At 64.9% G+C, this 16712-nt stretch carries 13 protein-coding genes; 2 read left to right on the top strand and 11 right to left on the bottom strand.

The window, feature by feature from the left end; all coding sequences use genetic code 11:
- Positions 1–187: 187 nt before the first annotated feature.
- The 10 genes from AB4Z51_RS10230 to AB4Z51_RS10275 all read right to left on the bottom strand — a co-directional run bounded on the left by AB4Z51_RS10230 (position 188) and on the right by AB4Z51_RS10275 (position 13709).
- On the bottom strand, positions 188–3703 hold the full coding sequence (locus AB4Z51_RS10230) for a two-partner secretion domain-containing protein (protein WP_167767943.1): 3516 nt from the start codon (positions 3701–3703) through the stop codon (positions 188–190).
- A 19-nt stretch (positions 3704–3722) separates the two neighbouring features.
- A complete protein-coding gene (locus AB4Z51_RS10235; protein WP_441497364.1) occupies positions 3723–5411 on the bottom strand; it encodes a ShlB/FhaC/HecB family hemolysin secretion/activation protein in 1689 nt (562 codons plus the stop codon).
- Between the two features lie 315 nt (positions 5412–5726).
- The gene (gene ptsN / locus AB4Z51_RS10240; RefSeq protein ID WP_008141251.1) at positions 5727–6188 is read right to left on the bottom strand and encodes a PTS IIA-like nitrogen regulatory protein PtsN; all 462 of its coding nucleotides are present in this window, start codon (positions 6186–6188) and stop codon (positions 5727–5729) included.
- Between the two features lie 221 nt (positions 6189–6409).
- Positions 6410–7009 (bottom strand): ribosome hibernation-promoting factor, HPF/YfiA family, encoded by a 600-nt coding sequence (hpf, locus tag AB4Z51_RS10245; protein ID WP_028149778.1) that lies wholly within the window; start codon positions 7007–7009, stop codon positions 6410–6412.
- Between the two features lie 84 nt (positions 7010–7093).
- Entirely contained in the window at positions 7094–8707 is a 1614-nt protein-coding gene (gene rpoN, locus AB4Z51_RS10250) for an RNA polymerase factor sigma-54 (protein ID WP_135214026.1), read from the bottom strand.
- Positions 8708–8797: 90 nt separating this feature from the next.
- Positions 8798–9805: an LPS export ABC transporter ATP-binding protein gene (gene lptB / locus AB4Z51_RS10255; RefSeq protein ID WP_441497365.1), complete on the bottom strand. Its 1008-nt coding sequence runs from the start codon at positions 9803–9805 to the stop codon at positions 8798–8800.
- A 246-nt stretch (positions 9806–10051) separates the two neighbouring features.
- Positions 10052–10768, bottom strand: a complete 717-nt coding sequence (locus AB4Z51_RS10260) for an LptA/OstA family protein (RefSeq protein WP_167767942.1) — start codon at positions 10766–10768, stop codon at positions 10052–10054.
- A 5-nt stretch (positions 10769–10773) separates the two neighbouring features.
- On the bottom strand, positions 10774–11505 hold the full coding sequence (gene lptC / locus AB4Z51_RS10265) for an LPS export ABC transporter periplasmic protein LptC (protein ID WP_135214023.1): 732 nt from the start codon (positions 11503–11505) through the stop codon (positions 10774–10776).
- 146 nt (positions 11506–11651) lie between these two features.
- Entirely contained in the window at positions 11652–12266 is a 615-nt protein-coding gene (locus AB4Z51_RS10270) for a ribonuclease D (RefSeq protein ID WP_135214022.1), read from the bottom strand.
- Between the two features lie 117 nt (positions 12267–12383).
- Positions 12384–13709: a UbiA family prenyltransferase gene (locus AB4Z51_RS10275; RefSeq protein ID WP_441497366.1), complete on the bottom strand. Its 1326-nt coding sequence runs from the start codon at positions 13707–13709 to the stop codon at positions 12384–12386.
- A 300-nt stretch (positions 13710–14009) separates the two neighbouring features.
- Here AB4Z51_RS10275 and AB4Z51_RS10280 point away from each other — a divergent pair, with 300 nt between their 5' ends.
- Positions 14010–15281, top strand: a complete 1272-nt coding sequence (locus AB4Z51_RS10280; protein WP_441497367.1) for an MFS transporter — start codon at positions 14010–14012, stop codon at positions 15279–15281.
- A 21-nt stretch (positions 15282–15302) separates the two neighbouring features.
- Here AB4Z51_RS10280 and AB4Z51_RS10285 read toward each other — a convergent pair whose 3' ends face one another.
- Positions 15303–15686, bottom strand: coding sequence for a response regulator (locus AB4Z51_RS10285; protein ID WP_071908878.1), 384 nt, complete (start codon positions 15684–15686; stop codon positions 15303–15305).
- 103 nt (positions 15687–15789) lie between these two features.
- Between AB4Z51_RS10285 and AB4Z51_RS10290 the strand changes: the two genes are divergently transcribed.
- Positions 15790–16712, top strand: a 923-nt coding sequence (locus AB4Z51_RS10290) for a sensor histidine kinase (protein WP_441497368.1), incomplete at its 3' end; no start/stop codon positions are given.

The raw sequence follows: 16712 nt of genomic DNA on the forward strand, positions 1-16712 counted from the left end.
CGCCGGGACGCGCAACCGGACGACGATCGAATCCGGCGGAGAAACATCACAGCGCCCCGGCTGCGAAAATAAGTCGCAGAACGCGGGGCTTCGGTTCGAACGAGTAAGGGCCGCCTCTGCGGTCTCACCAGGCGTAGCGCAGGACGCCCTTGCCGGCGTAGCTGCGATTGTGCCGCTACCAGGTGCTCTAACGCAGCACGACCTCGATCGGCGCCTGGTCGTTCAACCCGAGCGGCGCGGCGGGATCGGGCGGAGTGGCGCCGCAGACCGGGTTGCCGCCGGCCCCAAGCGAACAGGCGCCTGCGTCGCGCGGAATGATCGCGAGCCGGCCGTCGACATAGGTGATGTCGTAGTTCGCGGATGTCGGCCCCGAGGCGGCGATGCTGTAGACCCCGGGATTGCGCGTGCCCTGGGCCGAGCCGCCGTAGACGAGCGTACCGGAGAGCGCGGACAGCCCCTCCCCGTTCACGAAGCCGGAATAGATCGCGCTGCCGCCGGAGAACGGCACGCCGTCGTAATTCTTCGTGACGCCGTTGACTGCAATGGTGAGCGGCGCCTTGTTGACGGTCAGCGAACCGTCGACATAGGTGATCGCATAGTTGGCCGAGGAGAGGCCCGACGCCGTCAGGCTGTAGCGACCGGCATTCACCGCGCCCTGCGCCGTGCCGCCATAAAGAAGCGTGCCCGACAACACGGATGCAGTCTCGCCATTCATGAAGCCGGAATAAGCGGCGCTGCCGCCGGAGAAGGCGAGGCCGTCATAGGTCTTGGACGCGTTGGCGCTGATGGTGAGCGGCGCCCTGTCGATGGTGAGGCCGACCGCGACCGAGCCGACATAGACCGCGCCGCCCGAGCCGGTCGCGTTGAGAACGTCGGGGCCGCTGAGATTGTAGCTGCCCGCGCCCAATGCGGTGGTGACTGCGCTGCCCCAGCCGAGCGTGACGCGATTGGCGTTCACACCGGTCATCGTCAAGCCGCCGAGCGAGGCCAGCGTGCCATAGGTGGTGCTGGCCGAGCCCGCGACGTTGACATAGGCATCGTAGACGGTGTCGCCGAACGCGCGCAGCACCGGCATGCCGTTGTTGGCGCCGCTGACGGACTTGCCCCAGACGGCGGCAAAGTCATAGCCGTTGTTGATAAAGGTGAAGGGATCGCGCAGCTGGGCCGTGGTGAGCATGCCGCCATCGCAGACGTTGCCGATGCCACCGGATCCGCCACAGGCGGCGCTCTGCCCCGATGTGTCCCTGTTCGCATAGCTTTGGATGACTTCGCCGCCATCCCAGTTCATTCCCACGATCGCGCCGACATTGCTGGTTCCCGACACGGTGCCCGCGAAGTAGCTCCGGCTCACATGGCTTTCCTGATTCATCCCCACCAGCCCGCCGACTTCGGAAGTTCCTGAAACCGCTCCCGTGGCGTAGGAATCGAGCACCCAAACGGCTTCATTGCTGTGCCCGACCAGCCCGCCAACCGAACGCGTCCCGGACACGTTGCCGGTCGCGTAAGACTGGCTTACCACGGCGCCGTACCAGCTGCCTCCCACCAGCCCGCCGACCGAATCGACACCGGACACGTTGCCGGTGGCGTAAGATCGCTCCACCCGACTGTACTGTTGGAACCCCACCAGTCCGCCGGCAGATGTGCCTGTGCCGCCAATTGCGCCGGTGCCCGAAACATTACCGGTGGCGTGACTGTCGGTGACGAGACCGATGTTGCTGTATCCCAACAAGCCACCGACATTGATGCCGCCGGATACGGTACCCGTGGCATAAGAGTGGCTCACCGTACCGATGGCATAATCCCCGGGGCCCGGTCCCATCCACGTGCCGATATTGTACGCGATCAGCCCGCCAGCGCCGTCCCAGCTAGCGGAAACGTTGCCGGTCGCATACGAGTTGGAGACGAACGAGGCGACGACGCGCCCTCCCAGCCCGCCGGCGGCGCCATAGCCCGCGATCGTGCCGGTGGCATATGAGTTGCTGATCGTCGTGATATAGGCGTCGCCGACCAGCCCGCCGACCATGGCGCCGCTGCCGGTCACATTGCCGGTGTTGTAAACGTTGCTGATGGTGTTGTAAGCGACGCTGCTCGTGCCGCCGTAGACCCAGAGACCGCTCGACCCGACCAGCCCGCCGACGGCATTGTTGCCCGTCACGCTGCCGCCTTCCAATCCGACATTGCGGATGGTCCCGCCATCGATGTAGCCGAACAGGCCGATGTTATCGCTGGACGGCCGGTTGATGGTCAGGTTGCTGATGCGGTGACCGAGCCCGTCGAAAATGCCGGAAAAATATTTGCTGATATCGCCGATGCCGCCGATCGGTGTGAAGCCGGCGCCACCATTCCAACCCGCCGTCGCGCTGGCATCGATGTTCGCGCCCAGCACATAGTTGCCGGACCGGTTGGTGTTGATGTTCTGCAGGGCATTCACGTCGGTGATCACCGCATAGGTGATGGCGGCATCAGTTCCTTTCTGGGTCTGGAACAAGCTGCCCGCCGCCAGGTTGACCGGCGCGTTGATGGTGTAGCCACCGGTGGCCGTGGTCTGTGCGTATTGCAGGACCAGCCCGTCACTGCTCGTCGTGCCGGTCGACGTCAACGGCGCGTTGATGACGATGTTGTTGTCGGCCCGCAGCGTCAGGATATGCGAGCCCCAGGTGACGGCGGAGTTGACCGTGACGTTGCCTTCATCGGTGCCGCTGCCCGAGGTCGTCACCGTCACGTCGCCGCTCGCAAGTGCCGTCTGCAAGACGCCAGCGTAGTTCGCGTCGATGGTGATGTTGACGGGATCGATCAGCCAATGCCCGCCGAGCGTATCGACCTTCAGATCGGCGGCGAGATTGACCTTGGCGGCGGAGGTTTCAACCGAGCGGGCCCGCAGCGTGCCACCGGCATTGACCTCGCCGTGCCTGGCATCGCCGAGCAGCAGGATGCGGCCGTTCCTGCTGCCGATGCTCGCGGCCTGCACCACGCCGGTGTTGTTGACGACGCCCTTCATGGCGTCGCTCGCGCCCTTGGCGGTGAGGATAGCGAGCCCACCATCGGCGCGGATCAATCCCTTGTTCTCGACCAGGGTCTTGACGGTGGAGGCCTTGACCTCGACCGAGAGCAGGCCGTCGCCATTGAAATCGAGCAGCACGTCGGTGCCGGCGGCGAGCGCCGTGCTGCCGGTGATGCTGCCGGAATTGCTGACGCTCGGCGAGATCAGCGCCACCACCTTGCTGGAGATGCTGCCCTCATTGGTGATCGCGCCGCCGCTGCCGGTGAAGTTGTAGCGACCGGCGAGAAAATCGGCGTTGCTGATGCCGAGCGTGGAGGCGACAAAGCCGCCGGTCTGCACGCTGCCGGTCTTGCCGATGGCGATGCCGTTCGGATTGATCAGGAACACTTGTCCATTGGCGCTGAGGCTGCCGAGGATTCTTGACGGGTCCTGGCCGACGACGCGGTTCAGCGCGACCGAGGATGCGCCGGGCTGATTGAAGGTCACGGAGCTGCCGGCGCCGATCGAAAAACTCTGCCAGTTGGCGATCATCCGGTCGCTCGACTGGTTGATCGTCATGGCGTTGCCGGACTGACTGATCGTGGCCTGTCCCGACACGACCTGGCCGCCGGTCGGCAGCGTCTGCGCCAGCGCCGGCGGCGTCAGCATCGTGGTCGCGGACAGCGCGATTGCGAGTCGCATCCGCGGCAGGGTCGATGTCATCGCGTGCCCCCTCGAAACATCAGAAGCGAATGCCGGCTTGCAGCCAGAACTGATCGTTGGCTTTGACGCCATCGGCATTGGCGCCGGTGATGATGGAACGGCCGGGATTGTCGCCCAGCGTATGGGCCCAGCTCGCCGAGACGTTCAGCCATTCGCGCGTCCAGCGCGCGGCGAGGCCGGCGCTGGCGAGCCCGTAATCGTTGCAGCCGCAGACAGTGACCGGCGCGATGCCGTTCGGCGACACGTTGATCTTGACGTAGCCGCCATCCAGGAAGCTCGCGAGTTGCAGGCTGCCGAAGCGCACAGGCACCGGCGCGTTGTAGCGAAGCTCCAGCGTGCCGAGCACGCCCATATCGCCGCGCGCCTCGCCGACGGGATAGCCGCGCACGCCGAACGGGCCGCCCAGCGCAAAATCTTCCGAGGAATCGAGGTTCTTGTCGGCCCATTGCCCGTAGAGGCGACCGAACAGTGCGAAGTCGCCGGGCAAGGCCTGAAGCCGGGCGACCGCGGCATTGATCCGGTTGAACGGCCCTTGCGTCCGGAGCCCAGCCTGGTCCGCCGCGAGCGCGCTCGCCACGCGCGCGAGATCGAGGTCGCCAAAAGTCCAGCTCACCGACCAGTTGGTGATGCCGCCGCCGAGCAGCGCGTCGCGCCGGTCGCCGTTGAGGCTGAGCGTACCGGAGGTCGACCGCTTGTCCTGAAGCTTTCCGACGATGCTGTCGTCGACCAGCGCCTTCCAGGTCACGGTGCCGCCAAGCTGGAGGTTGAAATCGCGCGAGCGGATCAGGCTGTAGTCGACGCCGCCATTGGCGAAATGGGCAAAACCGGTGAGACCGAGGGCGCTGCCGATGGCGTCGATATTGTGGTAGTCGAGATAGCCGTAGCTCGCATTGGCAATGAAGCCGCTGGCGCCGAGCGGCACGCTCGTCACCAGCGAGCCGTACTCCTGCCCTTGCGATACCGTGCCGGAGAGCCGCGTCAGGTCGCCGTAGCCGGACACGTCGGTGAGCGAGATGAGCCCGTTGCCCTGCGCCTTGCCCACGTTGGAGCTGCCGTAATTATCGGCCCAGATACCGCCCCCGAGAATGGGCGCCTGCGCGACGCCGACGACGAGCTTGCTGGTGTTCGGCGCATCGCCCGGCGCGAGCTTGGCATGCACCGACACGCCCGGCAGGTCGTTCATCCGCAACAGCGCGTCTTCCAGATCCTGCCGCGTCACGCCGTCCGACTTGACGCGGCCCTCGATGATCGCGCGCAACAGGTCCTCACGCACGCGCACGCCCTTGACGCGATCGAGCGTGATGGTCTTGAGCGCGCCCTCGGCGATCTCGATCGTGACGATGCCGTTGGTGATGTCCTGAGGCGGCAGCAGCGCGCGCGCCAGCAACCGGCCGCGCCTCTGGAGCACGGCCGTCACCTGATCGGCCAGCGCATAGAGCCCTTTGATGCCGAGGCGCTTGCCGCGCACCGAGGCAACGAGTTGCTCGCGCTCGGCCTGTGGCAGAAGCTCCACCTTGCCGGTGAAGCGAACGCCCTTCACGATGATGCGCTCGCCCCGGTCGGGGATGGCGGCGGGCGCCTGCTGCGGTCGAATCTCGTCAGGGGACGGCAGCCTTTCCTGCCGCTGCATCTCCTGCTGCCGCTGCATCTCGCGGAGCAGCGATCCGGCATCCTGCGCGACGGCCGGGACTGYGGTACCTGCTATCACTAGCCCCACCACAACAGCCCTGCTCTGCACCGCGCCAACCACTTTCATCCTACGGGCCCGACCTTCGGGCGATAGGTAACGACCTCAGCGAAAGCGCAGGACGGCGCGTCGCGCCACTTGCGTTCCTGGGCGTCTTTAGCGGACTCCGACAAGGCGCAATGTGCCGGACGTCTCAGCTGGGGAAATTTTTCGCGTTACCTTGCCGGCTATTGCGAGATCACAACATCCCGTGCGCATGCCACGAGGATGGCCGGCGTGCATTGGCAATTGCGTGGATCGATTCCGCTTCTCAGCGGGCGACGAGGACAGGCGACGTTACGCCGCGGTCGCGGGCGGCAGCGCCAGCACCGAATAGATCGCCTGGGCGTCGCGCGAGGCGCGGAGCTTCTTGGCGATGTCCTGGTCGCGCAGGAGGCGGGCGATGCGGGCGAGCGCCTTGAGGTGATCGGCGCCGGCGCCTTCGGGCGCGAGCAGCAGGAAGACGAGATCGACCGGCTGGCCGTCCATCGCCTCGAAATCGATTGGGCGATCGAGGCGCGCGAACAGGCCGAAGATCTTTTCCAGCTTGGGCAGCTTGCCGTGCGGAATGGCGACACCGTAGCCGACCGCGGTGGTGCCGAGCTTCTCACGCTGCAGCAGCACCTCGAACACGGAGCGTTCGTTCTGCCCGGTCAGCTCGGCGGCCTTGGCCGCAAGCTCCTGAAGCGCCTGCTTCTTGCTGTTGACCTTCAATGCCGGGAGAATCGCCTCGGGTGCGACCAGATCGGTAATCGGCATGGAAGGTTTCCGAGGTGAATTAAACCGTCAGGTTCCGAATTGGCCAGCTTGGTCAAACCATGCCTGGCCGGCATCAAGAAGGTGAAGCAGGAGGGGGACTTAGCCCCGATCCTGATGTGGGGCGCTTCTACTCCAACGCAATCCCGGTGCCAACTGCTGCGTGCGGCTTTGCCCCGCTCATTGTTAAGGGCTGCGGTTGGTACGGGGGCCGGTTCCAGCCCTCAACCGTCCGGTTTGGCCCCCGGCGGGTCGATCCAGCCGACATTGCCGTCGGCCCGGCGGTAAATGATGTTCACCCGGCCGCTGGAGCCGTGCTGGAATACCAGGCAGGGCGCTCCGCTGAGGTCCAGCTCCATCACCGCCTCGCTCACCGACAGCTGCTTCAGCGAGGTGGTGGCCTCGGCGATGATGACGGGACTGTAGCCGGTGACCTCGTCCTCGTCCTCACCCTCGCCCGGCGCCTCCAGCACGTAGCTCGTGGCGTCCATGGCGGCCAGCGCCGCGGAGGCGACATGGGCCTTGCGGGCCGAGCGGTCCTTGAGCCGGCTCTTGTAGCGCTTGAGCCGCTTCTCGATCATCAGGAGCGCCTGGTCGGCGCTGGCATAGGCATCCGGCGCGTTCGAATCGGCCTCCAGCGTAATTCCCGTATCGAGATGCAGGGCACAGTCGGTGCGGAAGCCGAAGCCATCCTTGCTCAGGGTGATGTGGCCGGAATAGTTCCCGTCGAAATATTTACGCAGGACCTCGTCGGTCCGATCGGTCACGCGGCCGCGCAGGGCGTCGCCGACGCTGACGCTCTTTCCCGAGATTCTGAGGGTCATGTGATGCCTCGCTTGGTTTTAAGTGCCCAGCTTGGATCGGTCTCGATGGGGGATCGAGAGTAGCGCGATTTCGCGCCAGCGCAATCAGGCCGGCTCGGTGTTGCGGGAGCGATCGGGCATTGCGGTGGAGAGGACGTTACCAAGAGCGCTCTGCTTGTCACGGCGGCGTTGCACCGAAGAGGGAATGCGCATGGCTTCGCGGTACTTCGCGACCGTGCGGCGGGCAATATCAATTCCCGAGGCGCGTAAGCGTTCCACGATGGTGTCGTCCGACAGGATCGCCGACGGCGCTTCCGAATCGATCAACTGCTTGATGTGGTGGCGCACGGCCTCGGCGGAATGCGCCTCGCCGCCGTCGGCGGAGGCGATCGAAGCCGTGAAGAAATATTTCAATTCGAATGTGCCGCGATTTGTCGCCATGTACTTGTTGGCGGTGACGCGCGACACCGTGGATTCATGCATCTGGATGGCGTCGGCAACGGCCTTCAGATTCAGCGGCCGCAGATGCGCAACGCCATGGGTGAAGAAGCCGTCCTGCTGGCGCACGATTTCCGTCGCAACTTTCAGGATAGTGCGGGCCCGCTGATCAAGCGCGCGCACCAGCCAGGTCGCGTTCTGGAGCGCGTCGGTGAAATAGGACTTGTCGCCGTCCTTGCCGATCTTCTTCGACAGCTGGGAATAATAGGTCTGGTTGACCAGCACGCGCGGCAAGGTGTCGCTGTTGAGCTCGACATGCCAGCCGCCATCCGGGCCCGGGCGGACATAGACGTCGGGCACCATGGTCTGCAGCCGCGCCGAGCCGAACTTCATGCCGGGCTTGGGATTGAGGCGGCGGATCTCGCCGATCATGTCGGCGATGTCCTCGTCGTCGACGCCGCAGAGCTTGCGCAGCGAAGCGATGTCGCGCTTCGCCAGCAGATCGAGGTGCTCGACGAGGGCCTGCATCGCAGGGTCGTAGCGGTCTAGCTCGCGGAGCTGGATCGCCAGGCATTCGCTCAAATTGCGCGCGCAGACGCCGGGCGGGTCGAATTTTTGCAGCACGGCAAGGACGTCCTCGACGTCGGCTTGCGATGCGCCAAGGCGCTCGGCGGCCTGGCCGAGATCCGGCGGCAGATAGCCGGCCTCGTCGACGAGGTCGATCAGGTACTGGCCGATCATGCGCTGCGCCGGGCCGGTGAAGGCGACCGAGAGCTGCTCGGCAAGATGGTCGCCGAGCGTGATCTCCGCGGCGACAAAGGCTTCGAGATTGTAGTCCTCGTCGCCGGAGGCACCGCCGCCCCATTCGGTATAGGTGGTCGGCGCCGCATCCTGGGCGTCGCGCGCGGCGGCCTCGGCCGGTTCCTCGGAGAAGACGTTGTCCAGGCCCGTATCCAGGGTCTGCTCGATCTCGGCGCGGGTGCCGAGATCCTTGCTCATCCATTCTTCCTGGCCCGGCTCGAACGCCTCGCCCGGACCGCCGCCCGGCTCGTCGTTGTGGCCACCGTCGGAATCGCTGAACTGGCCGGTCTCGGCCGGGGCTTCACCGGCGGGCGGCTCGTCGTTGGCCCGCTCCAGCAGGGGGTTCCGCTCGAGTTCCTCTTCCACGAAGGTCGTGAGATCGAGATTGGACAATTGCAGCAGCTTGATCGCCTGCATCAGCTGCGGCGTCATAACCAGCGACTGCGATTGCCGGAACTCTAATCTCTGCGTGAGCGCCATGAAGCAAGAACCGATCCCAAAAGTTGGTCCGATTTTTGCTTATCTTAGTCTTGGCACGATGTACACGGCTTGACGAACGGGAAAAAAGGGCTAGAGGCGGAATTCCTCGCCAAGGTAAAGCCGGCGAACATCGGGATCGGCGACGATCTCATCCGGGCTACCCTCGGTCAAGATTTCACCGGCATAGACGATGTAGGCGCGATCGGTCAGGCCGAGCGTCTCGCGCACATTGTGGTCGGTGATCAGCACGCCGATGCCGCGGTTGGTGAGATGGCGAACGAGGTCCTGAATGTCGCCGACCGCGATCGGATCGATGCCCGCGAAAGGCTCGTCGAGCAGCATGTAGTTCGGACGCGTCGCCAGCGCGCGCGCGATCTCGACGCGGCGGCGCTCGCCGCCCGACAGCGCGATCGACGGCGATTTCCGCAAGCGCGTGATGTTGAATTCGTCGAGCAGCGAGTCGAGCTGCTGCTCGCGCTTCTTGCGCGAGGGCTCGACCACTTCGAGCACGGCGCGGATGTTCTGCTCGACGGTGAGGCCGCGAAAGATCGAGGCTTCCTGCGGCAGATAGCCGATGCCGAGCCGCGCGCGCTGATACATCGGCAGCTTGGTGACGTCGTGGCCGTCGAGCTCGATCGCGCCGCGATCGGGCTTGATCAGGCCGGTGATCATGTAGAACACGGTGGTCTTGCCGGCGCCGTTCGGGCCGAGCAGGCCGACCGCTTCGCCGCGGCGCACATAGATGCTGACGCCGCGCACCACCTGGCGGCTGCCGAAACTCTTTTCCACGCTATGCACAGCCAGGAAACCCGGCCGCTTCAGAAGCTGCGGTCCGCCGGCGCCGTTAGGCCTGYTGGCGGCTCTGACAGGGTGAACCGCCTGGGCACGCGGCGGTTCGGTCTGGTAGTCGGCTTGGTAGTCGGCCTGGAAATGGTCGGGCGCGCGCATCTGGTCGCGGGCGATCGGCGATGCATCCCGCACCGGGCTGGGCACGAGACCGCCGACGCTGTCACCGAGGGTGGTGATGTCCTGGCGCGCAAATCCTGGCCGGCCGCGCTTGGCGGGGCGCCGACGGAACATGCTGAAGAGATCGACCATCCCGCCTTCTAGCCTTTCACGACAATCCCGCGCGATGATCCGCGCGTGATCCCGCGATCTGCCGCACCGGCCTTGCGATTCGCCAGCACAGCATGAGTGAAGGGATGTCTCATGCCCAGTGAAACACGCCCGAAAAGCGGCGAACCCCGCTTGGAAAGCCCTTCGCGCTAGATACAGCCTCGCCGGGCAAGCTTCAACCTCGGATCGGGAGAATCTGACCCAAGCGCTTGAAGTTACTTCAGGAATTTACTTTTGCTTGCCTGCGCCGGGCAATTGCAGCGGCGGCGCCGCGGCGGGCTTGCCCGGGCTCCCCGATCCGCAATCATTGCTGCCGCCCTGCGGCAGCAATGCCTGCACCCTGCCGCTGTCGGATTCCACCCGCGAGACGCCCGTGGTCATGTCGACCGCCAGACGGTCGCCGCGCAGCACGTTCCTGCACTGCGTGAGGACGACGCCGCCGAGCATGGTGATGAGGTTGGTTTTGGTGTCGAACACGGCGGTCTCGCCTGTTACCACCTGGTCCTTCTGGGTGACGACGACATTGCCGCGCGCTTCCAGCCGCTTGATCGAGGAGCTGCCGCCCGGCCCCGGCTGCGCCGACTGCATCGGCGCACCCTTGGTCCCCTTCGCCGCGGGCTGCGGCGCGGCCGGCTTGTCGCCGCCGCCGGAGTCGTAAAACACCACGAGCGTCTTCGAGGTCATGGTGGTGTCGCCCTGGATGACCTTCACATTGCCGGAGAAGGTCGCCTCCTTCTTCTTGTCGCGCATCTCGAGCGAGGCAGCTTCGATCTGGATCGGCTGGTCGCGGTTTTGCGAAAAGCCCTGCATTGCGTTGGGCACGCCTTGCATCGTGCTCTGCGCGACGGCCGCACCGGTTGCGACCAGCGCGACGGTGACGGCGAGCGCGGCCACACCGAGAATGGCGCACCGCTTGTCTTCGTTGCGCGAAAAGAATCTCACCATGAAAATCACTTTGAATTGGCCGACTTGTTCTGAGGCGTGCGTGTCTTCACCGGCGGCGCGGGCTGCTCGGCCGGCGCAGGCTGGGCAGCGGCGGGGTCATCCAGCTTGTCCAGATGCATCACCACATTGCCCTCGAAGCGGATGACGTCGCCGCCTTCCGTGATCCGCAGCCTGTCGGCGGTCAGCGTTCCGTTGGTCAGCTTGACGTCGACATGCTCATCCGAGGAGACCGTTCCCTTGCCCATGTCGACGAAGGCCGAGTTCAGCCGCGCCTCATAGCCGGACGAGGTGCGCAGGAAGATGTCCTTGTGCAGGTCGAGCTGCTGCTGCTTGTTGTCGAAGCGGCCGGTGCGCGCATCGAGCAGCAAAGTGGATTTGTCTTCCATCAGCACCTTTGCGCGCAAATCGTTGAGATCGACATGATCGGGGTCGGTGATGTCCTGCGTCGCGGTCTTGGCCCAGAGCTCGTAGGGCCGCTGGTCCGGGGTGAAGCCGGACATATGCGGCGTTTCCATCGTGATCTTGGTGCCCGTCACCACGAGATTTCCGGAGTCGAGCTTCACGGGGATCTGGAAGGGATTGAGGAAGGTCGAGACGGCGACGATCGCGGCCATGGACGCAGCCACCGTCACCGGCACCGCGATGCGCAGAATCCGCACCAGGCGGCTGTGGCGCGCCGCGCGGGCAAACTTCGCCGCAAGCGCGGCGTCGTAGGTTGGATTCTGGGCCGAATTCACCTGAGCTCCCGAGGTGTCGCTCGTCTCGTCCGGTTGACGGGCGCACGCCATTGTATCCGGCGCCGCCTGAATATGCAGCCTGCGACAGGCCGCACGAAAGTGTCCGAAACGGGGCGGCAGCCCTAAGCTAACAGCGGCCCGAGGCCTCAGGAATGCGCGAAAATGTCCTCTTCCGCCCAGCCCTGGAGATCGAGCAGGGCGCGGGTCGGCAGGAAGTCGAAACAGGCTTTTGCCAGCGCGGTGCGGCCTTCCCGCACCAGCATGGCGTCGAGCCGCTCGCGCAGGGCATGAAGGTGCAGCACGTCGGAGGCGGCGTAGGCGAGCTGCGGCTCGGTCAGGCTGTCGGAACCCCAGTCGCTGGATTGCTGCTGCTTGGAGAGGTCGACATTGAGCACCTCGCGCACGAGGTCCTTGAGGCCATGCCGGTCGGTGTAGGTGCGGGTCAGGCGGGAGGCAATCTTGGTGCAATAAATCGGGCCGGTCATGACGCCAAACGTCTGGTACAGCACCGCGACGTCGAACCGCGCGAAGTGGAAGATCTTCGTGATCGCAGGATCGGCCAGCAGGGCCTTCAGGTTCGGCGCGTCGGTGTGGCCCTTGGGGATCTGCACCACGTCGGCGCTGCCGTCGCCGGGCGAGAGCTGCACCACGCAGAGCCGGTCGCGGTGCGGGTTCAGCCCCATGGTCTCGGTGTCGATCGCCACCGCTCCGGTGTAGCGGGACAGGTCGGGCAGGTCGCCGCGATGCAGGCGTACGGTCATGGCGTTTCAAAACCTCAATCGAATTGGTCGGTCGGCATCATAAGCTAATCGGATTGCCCGCGATGTAGCCACTGCCGGCCGGCCGCGCAAGCGGCAGCTGTTCCCGCCGGGGCGCGGTCAGATCGCCGCCAGCATGATGCAGATCATCGCCGCCACCGTGGCGCGGCTGGCGCCATCGCGAAAAGTGTAGAGAATCGGATCGTCGGGCATCTCGCGGCGATGCGCCATCATCAGGGCGCGGCCGAACCAGTAGAGCAGCAGCGGGTTGAGCAGCCACAGCATCCAGGGACGGCTGTAGAGCGGCGTCACCGCGGAGGAGGAGACGTAGAGCGAGAACACGGTGACCGCGTTCATGGCACTCGCCGCCGCCATCGCGCCGATGATGTGCAGGTCGGTGATCCTGTAATCGCGGTTGGAGGGATCGGCGAGGCCGGCGCTCTCCCGCATGCTGAGCTCGCTGAAGCGCTTGATCAGCGCCAGCGAGGTAAACACGAACAGCGAGAAGATCAAGAGCCATTCCGACAGCACCACGCCGACACCGACCGCGCCGGCGATGATGCGCAGCGTGTAGAGGCCGGCGAGCGTCACGACGTCGACCAGCATCTTGCGCTTGAGCACGAGCGAATAGGCGATCGTGGTGGCGAGATAGCCACCGAGCACGCCGAGGAACAGGGGCGAGATGCAGAGGCTGGCGGCGACCGCGAGCAGCCAGAGCGCGGGAATCGCAAGCACCGCCGAGGACATCGGCAGTCGACCTGCCGCCAGCGCGCGATGGCGCTTGGTCGGATGCTGCCGGTCGGCTGAGAGATCGAGCAGATCGTTCATCAGATAGGCACCCGACGCGCAGGCCGAGAACGCCAGGAACGCCAGCAACGCGTAGCCGAGCGTCGCAAGATTCATCTGATGCGCCGTGATCGCCGGCACGAATACCAGCGTGTTCTTGGCGTATTGATAGACGCGCAGCGCCTGCGCCCAGGTCTTAAGGCTGGCACGGCTGCTGCCGCGCGTCTCGATGCGCTCCATCGAGGCGCGGTCGAACGGCAGCCGGTCACCCGCCGTGAGATCGGCCGGCGCAACGACGCCATCGAACCCGAGATGTGCGGCAACGCCCGCCGCGTGATGCGCAAACCGGCCGGCCACCAGATAAATCTTGTCGCCCCGCGCCCGCGCCGCCAGGGCCTGGTTCAGCACGTCGGCATCATAGGGCAGATGGGCGTAGTCGAGCTCGGCCTGCGCCAGGATATCGGTGAGCGCCGCCATGCCCGGGCGTCCGCCCGCGCCGAAGCGGGCCAGCATCCGGCCGGGGCTGGAGAACAGCGCTTCCAGCAGCAGTTCGGAACGGAGCAGGGCGCCTTCGAGATCGATGACAAGCGTCCGCGCCGCGGCGGGGACCGCCGACGGTGTGGGGACGCCCGAATCGTAGTGCCAGGCAGGCTGCTCCATCCGAAAACGCTCTATTGGCCGCAACATGACCGGCCCTGAGGCCGGGGAGCAGGGAAATGGACGGCCGAGAGCCTAGGGGGCATTCGCTAAGGGCGACTTAACCGGGGGGAAGGGCGGGCAGCCCCTGGGAGATGCCGGGCCCCAACCATGCACCCTGCTGTTGCATGGATCCCACAACCCGGCGCCAGCTTCATGTTCCGGCAGGGCTTTTGCCGCGCGCCCCGTGAAAATCCTCCCGGCCGACCCCATCTGCGAGTTTTCGCGCGCTTGCCCGCCCCGCCCACAATGAAATCAGGTATCATGACCGAACAGACGCTCGCTGCGCCTATCGACGACCAACAGGAACGCCAGCGCGGCTTTACGCGCTACCAGGCGCTCCTGATCGCACTGCTCGCGTTCACGCAGTTCACGATCATTCTCGATTTCATCATCATGTCGCCGCTCGGCGCCATCCTGATGCCGGCGCTCGACATCACGGCCGGGCAATTCGGCGTCGCGGTGTCGGCCTACGCGTTCAGCGCGGGACTGTCGGGGATCCTGGCCGCGGGCTTTGCCGATCGCTTCGACCGCAAGCGCCTGCTGCTGTTCTTCTATGTCGGCTTCACGCTCGGGACCCTGCTCTGTGCCGCCGCGCAGACCTACCACGTGTTGCTGCTCGGCAGGATCGTGACCGGATTGTTCGGCGGCGTGATCGGCTCGGTCGTGCTGGCCATCATCACCGATTTGTTCGCGCTGCACCTGCGCGGCCGCGTGATGGGCTTCGTCCAGACGGCGTTCGCCGCGAGCCAGGTGCTCGGCATTCCCGCGGGGCTGTTTCTCGCCAATCACTGGAACTGGCATGTCTGCTTCGTTGCGATCGTCGGCTTGTCGATCGTTGCGATCGCAATCATCGCCTTCGCGATGGAGCCGGTCGACGCGCATCTGAAGCTGAAGCAGGACAGAAACCCGTTCCGCCATCTGATCGCGACCGTCGGACAACCGCGCTATACGCTGGCCTTCGCCGTCACGACATTGCTGGCGACGGGCGGCTACATGCTGATGCCGTTCTCCAGCGCCTTCACCGTGCATAATCTCGGCATCGACATCACGCATCTGCCGACGATCTATCTCGTCTCCGGCCTGTTCAGCATCGTCACGGGACCGCTGGTCGGCAAGGCGAGCGATGCGTTCGGCAAGTACCCGACCTTCGTCTTCGGCAGCGTGGTGTCTGTCATCATGGTGCTGATCTACACCCATCTCGGCCACGTCTCGCTCGCGACCGCGATCCTCGTCAACGTGCTGATGTTCGTCGGCATCTTCTCGCGCATGATCCCGTCGCAGGCGCTGATGTCGGCGATCCCCGACCCTAGCCAGCGCGGCTCGTTCAGCGCGGTCAGCGCGTCGCTTCAGCAGCTCTCCGGAGGGCTCGGTTCGGTCCTCGCCGCCGCCATCATCGCGCAACAACCGGATGGTTCGCTGCTCCATTTCGACCGGATCGGCTACGTCGTCGTCGCGTCGGCAATCGYCTCGCTGGTGGCGATGTACTTTGTGCAGAAGGCAGTGGCGGAGCGGACCGGGAGACGGATGGTCTGAGGGCTCGACTTGAAAAGCCCGCTATGCCCGCCCGCCGGCCAGCATTTCAAGCTGGTCGTGCAGCTGCGCAGGAAGATACGGCTTGGGGATGAACCTCGCCCCGAGCGGGATGTCATCCGCTGCCGGGCTGACTTGGCCGGACGTAATGAGGAGCCGCACGGGCGGCCATCGATCTCTGATCACCGCCGCCAGCCGAAGGCCATCCATCGAGCCGGGCATCTGAATGTCTGTGAAGACGACGGTGATCGCCGGTTCCGTCTCCAGCAGATTGACAGCCTCGTCTGCGTCGGCCGCCTCGAAGACATCGAAGCCCATATCCCGCACCATGTCAGCCGCGTTCACGCGGATGAGGAAGTCATCTTCCACGATGAGGATCACGTCCCTATGCTGGCTGAGATTGGACACTTATGCTCCGGCATAACCGAGCATAAGGTTTGAACGGCTTCTTTGTTCCACCGAACGTCTTGCAAAGGATCGCGTTTGTTAGAGTAGGGCGTTAGGGTTCACCATGGCAATTGACATCAAGGCGGACGTGGATGCCGTCCAGCAGATTGGGGCAGTTCCCAAAGTTTTGGATTTGGCCGCACGCATAACGGGCATGGGCTTCGTCGCGATAGCGCGCGTGACTTCAGATCAATGGATTTGCTGCGCCGTTCGGGACAGCATCGCCTTTGGCCTTGAGCCGGGCGGAGAACTGCGTGTCGAGACGACCATCTGCAACGAGATCCGGCAGCACGGCAACACGGTGGTCATCAACGATGTGCAGACGGACAGCGACTTCTGCAATCATCCGACACCGGCCATGTATGGATTTCGCAGCTACATCTCAGCGCCTATCGTTCTGATCGACGGAGCCGTCTGGGGAACGCTGTGCGCCATCGACCCCACGCCTCGACAACTTCGCACACCGGAGATTCTCGACACGTTTCAGCTGTTGGCGGAACTGATCGCTGCGCAGCTCGAACTCAATCAACGTCTGGAGCGGAGCCAGGCCGATCTCGTCGACGAGCGAAAAACGGCAGAGCTTCGCGAGCAGTTCATCGGCGTATTGGGACACGATCTTCGCAATCCCCTCGCGGCCGTCGATGCAGGCATGCGCGTGCTGCTGAAAAACCTCGACACCGGGCGCGCGCCCGAAATCGCGCTTGGCGTTCAAAAGGCCGTCTATCGCATGGCCGGCATCGTCGAAAACGTCATGGACTTCGCGCGAGGCCGACTTGGCGGAGGCCTTACGATCAAGCAAGATGCGACGCTGCCGTTGACGCCGGTGCTGGAGCAAATCATTGCGGAGTTCAGGACGGCTTGGCCGACCGTGACGATCAGTTCATCGGTCCAGATCGAAGAGCCCATCAGCTGCGATCGGAGCAAGATGGGCCAACTTTTCTCGAACCTGCTCGGGAATGCAATTACGTACGGTGACCAGAGTAGGCC

This window comes from Bradyrhizobium sp. 2TAF36, from assembly GCF_052114925.1.
Taxonomy (GTDB): domain Bacteria; phylum Pseudomonadota; class Alphaproteobacteria; order Rhizobiales; family Xanthobacteraceae; genus Bradyrhizobium; species Bradyrhizobium barranii.

Coding starts and splice junctions, on each gene's coding strand:
- ptsN (WP_008141251.1), bottom strand. CDS start 6,188: ATGCCGATTACCGATCTGGTCGCACCCGAGGCGATTCTCCCGGCATTG.
- rpoN (WP_135214026.1), bottom strand. CDS start 8,707: ATGGCGCTCACGCAGAGATTAGAGTTCCGGCAATCGCAGTCGCTGGTT.
- hpf (WP_028149778.1), bottom strand. CDS start 7,009: ATGACCCTCAGAATCTCGGGAAAGAGCGTCAGCGTCGGCGACGCCCTG.
- AB4Z51_RS10275 (WP_441497366.1), bottom strand. CDS start 13,709: ATGGAGCAGCCTGCCTGGCACTACGATTCGGGCGTCCCCACACCGTCG.
- AB4Z51_RS10260 (WP_167767942.1), bottom strand. CDS start 10,768: ATGGTGAGATTCTTTTCGCGCAACGAAGACAAGCGGTGCGCCATTCTC.
- AB4Z51_RS10270 (WP_135214022.1), bottom strand. CDS start 12,266: ATGACCGTACGCCTGCATCGCGGCGACCTGCCCGACCTGTCCCGCTAC.
- AB4Z51_RS10230 (WP_167767943.1), bottom strand. CDS start 3,703: ATGACATCGACCCTGCCGCGGATGCGACTCGCAATCGCGCTGTCCGCG.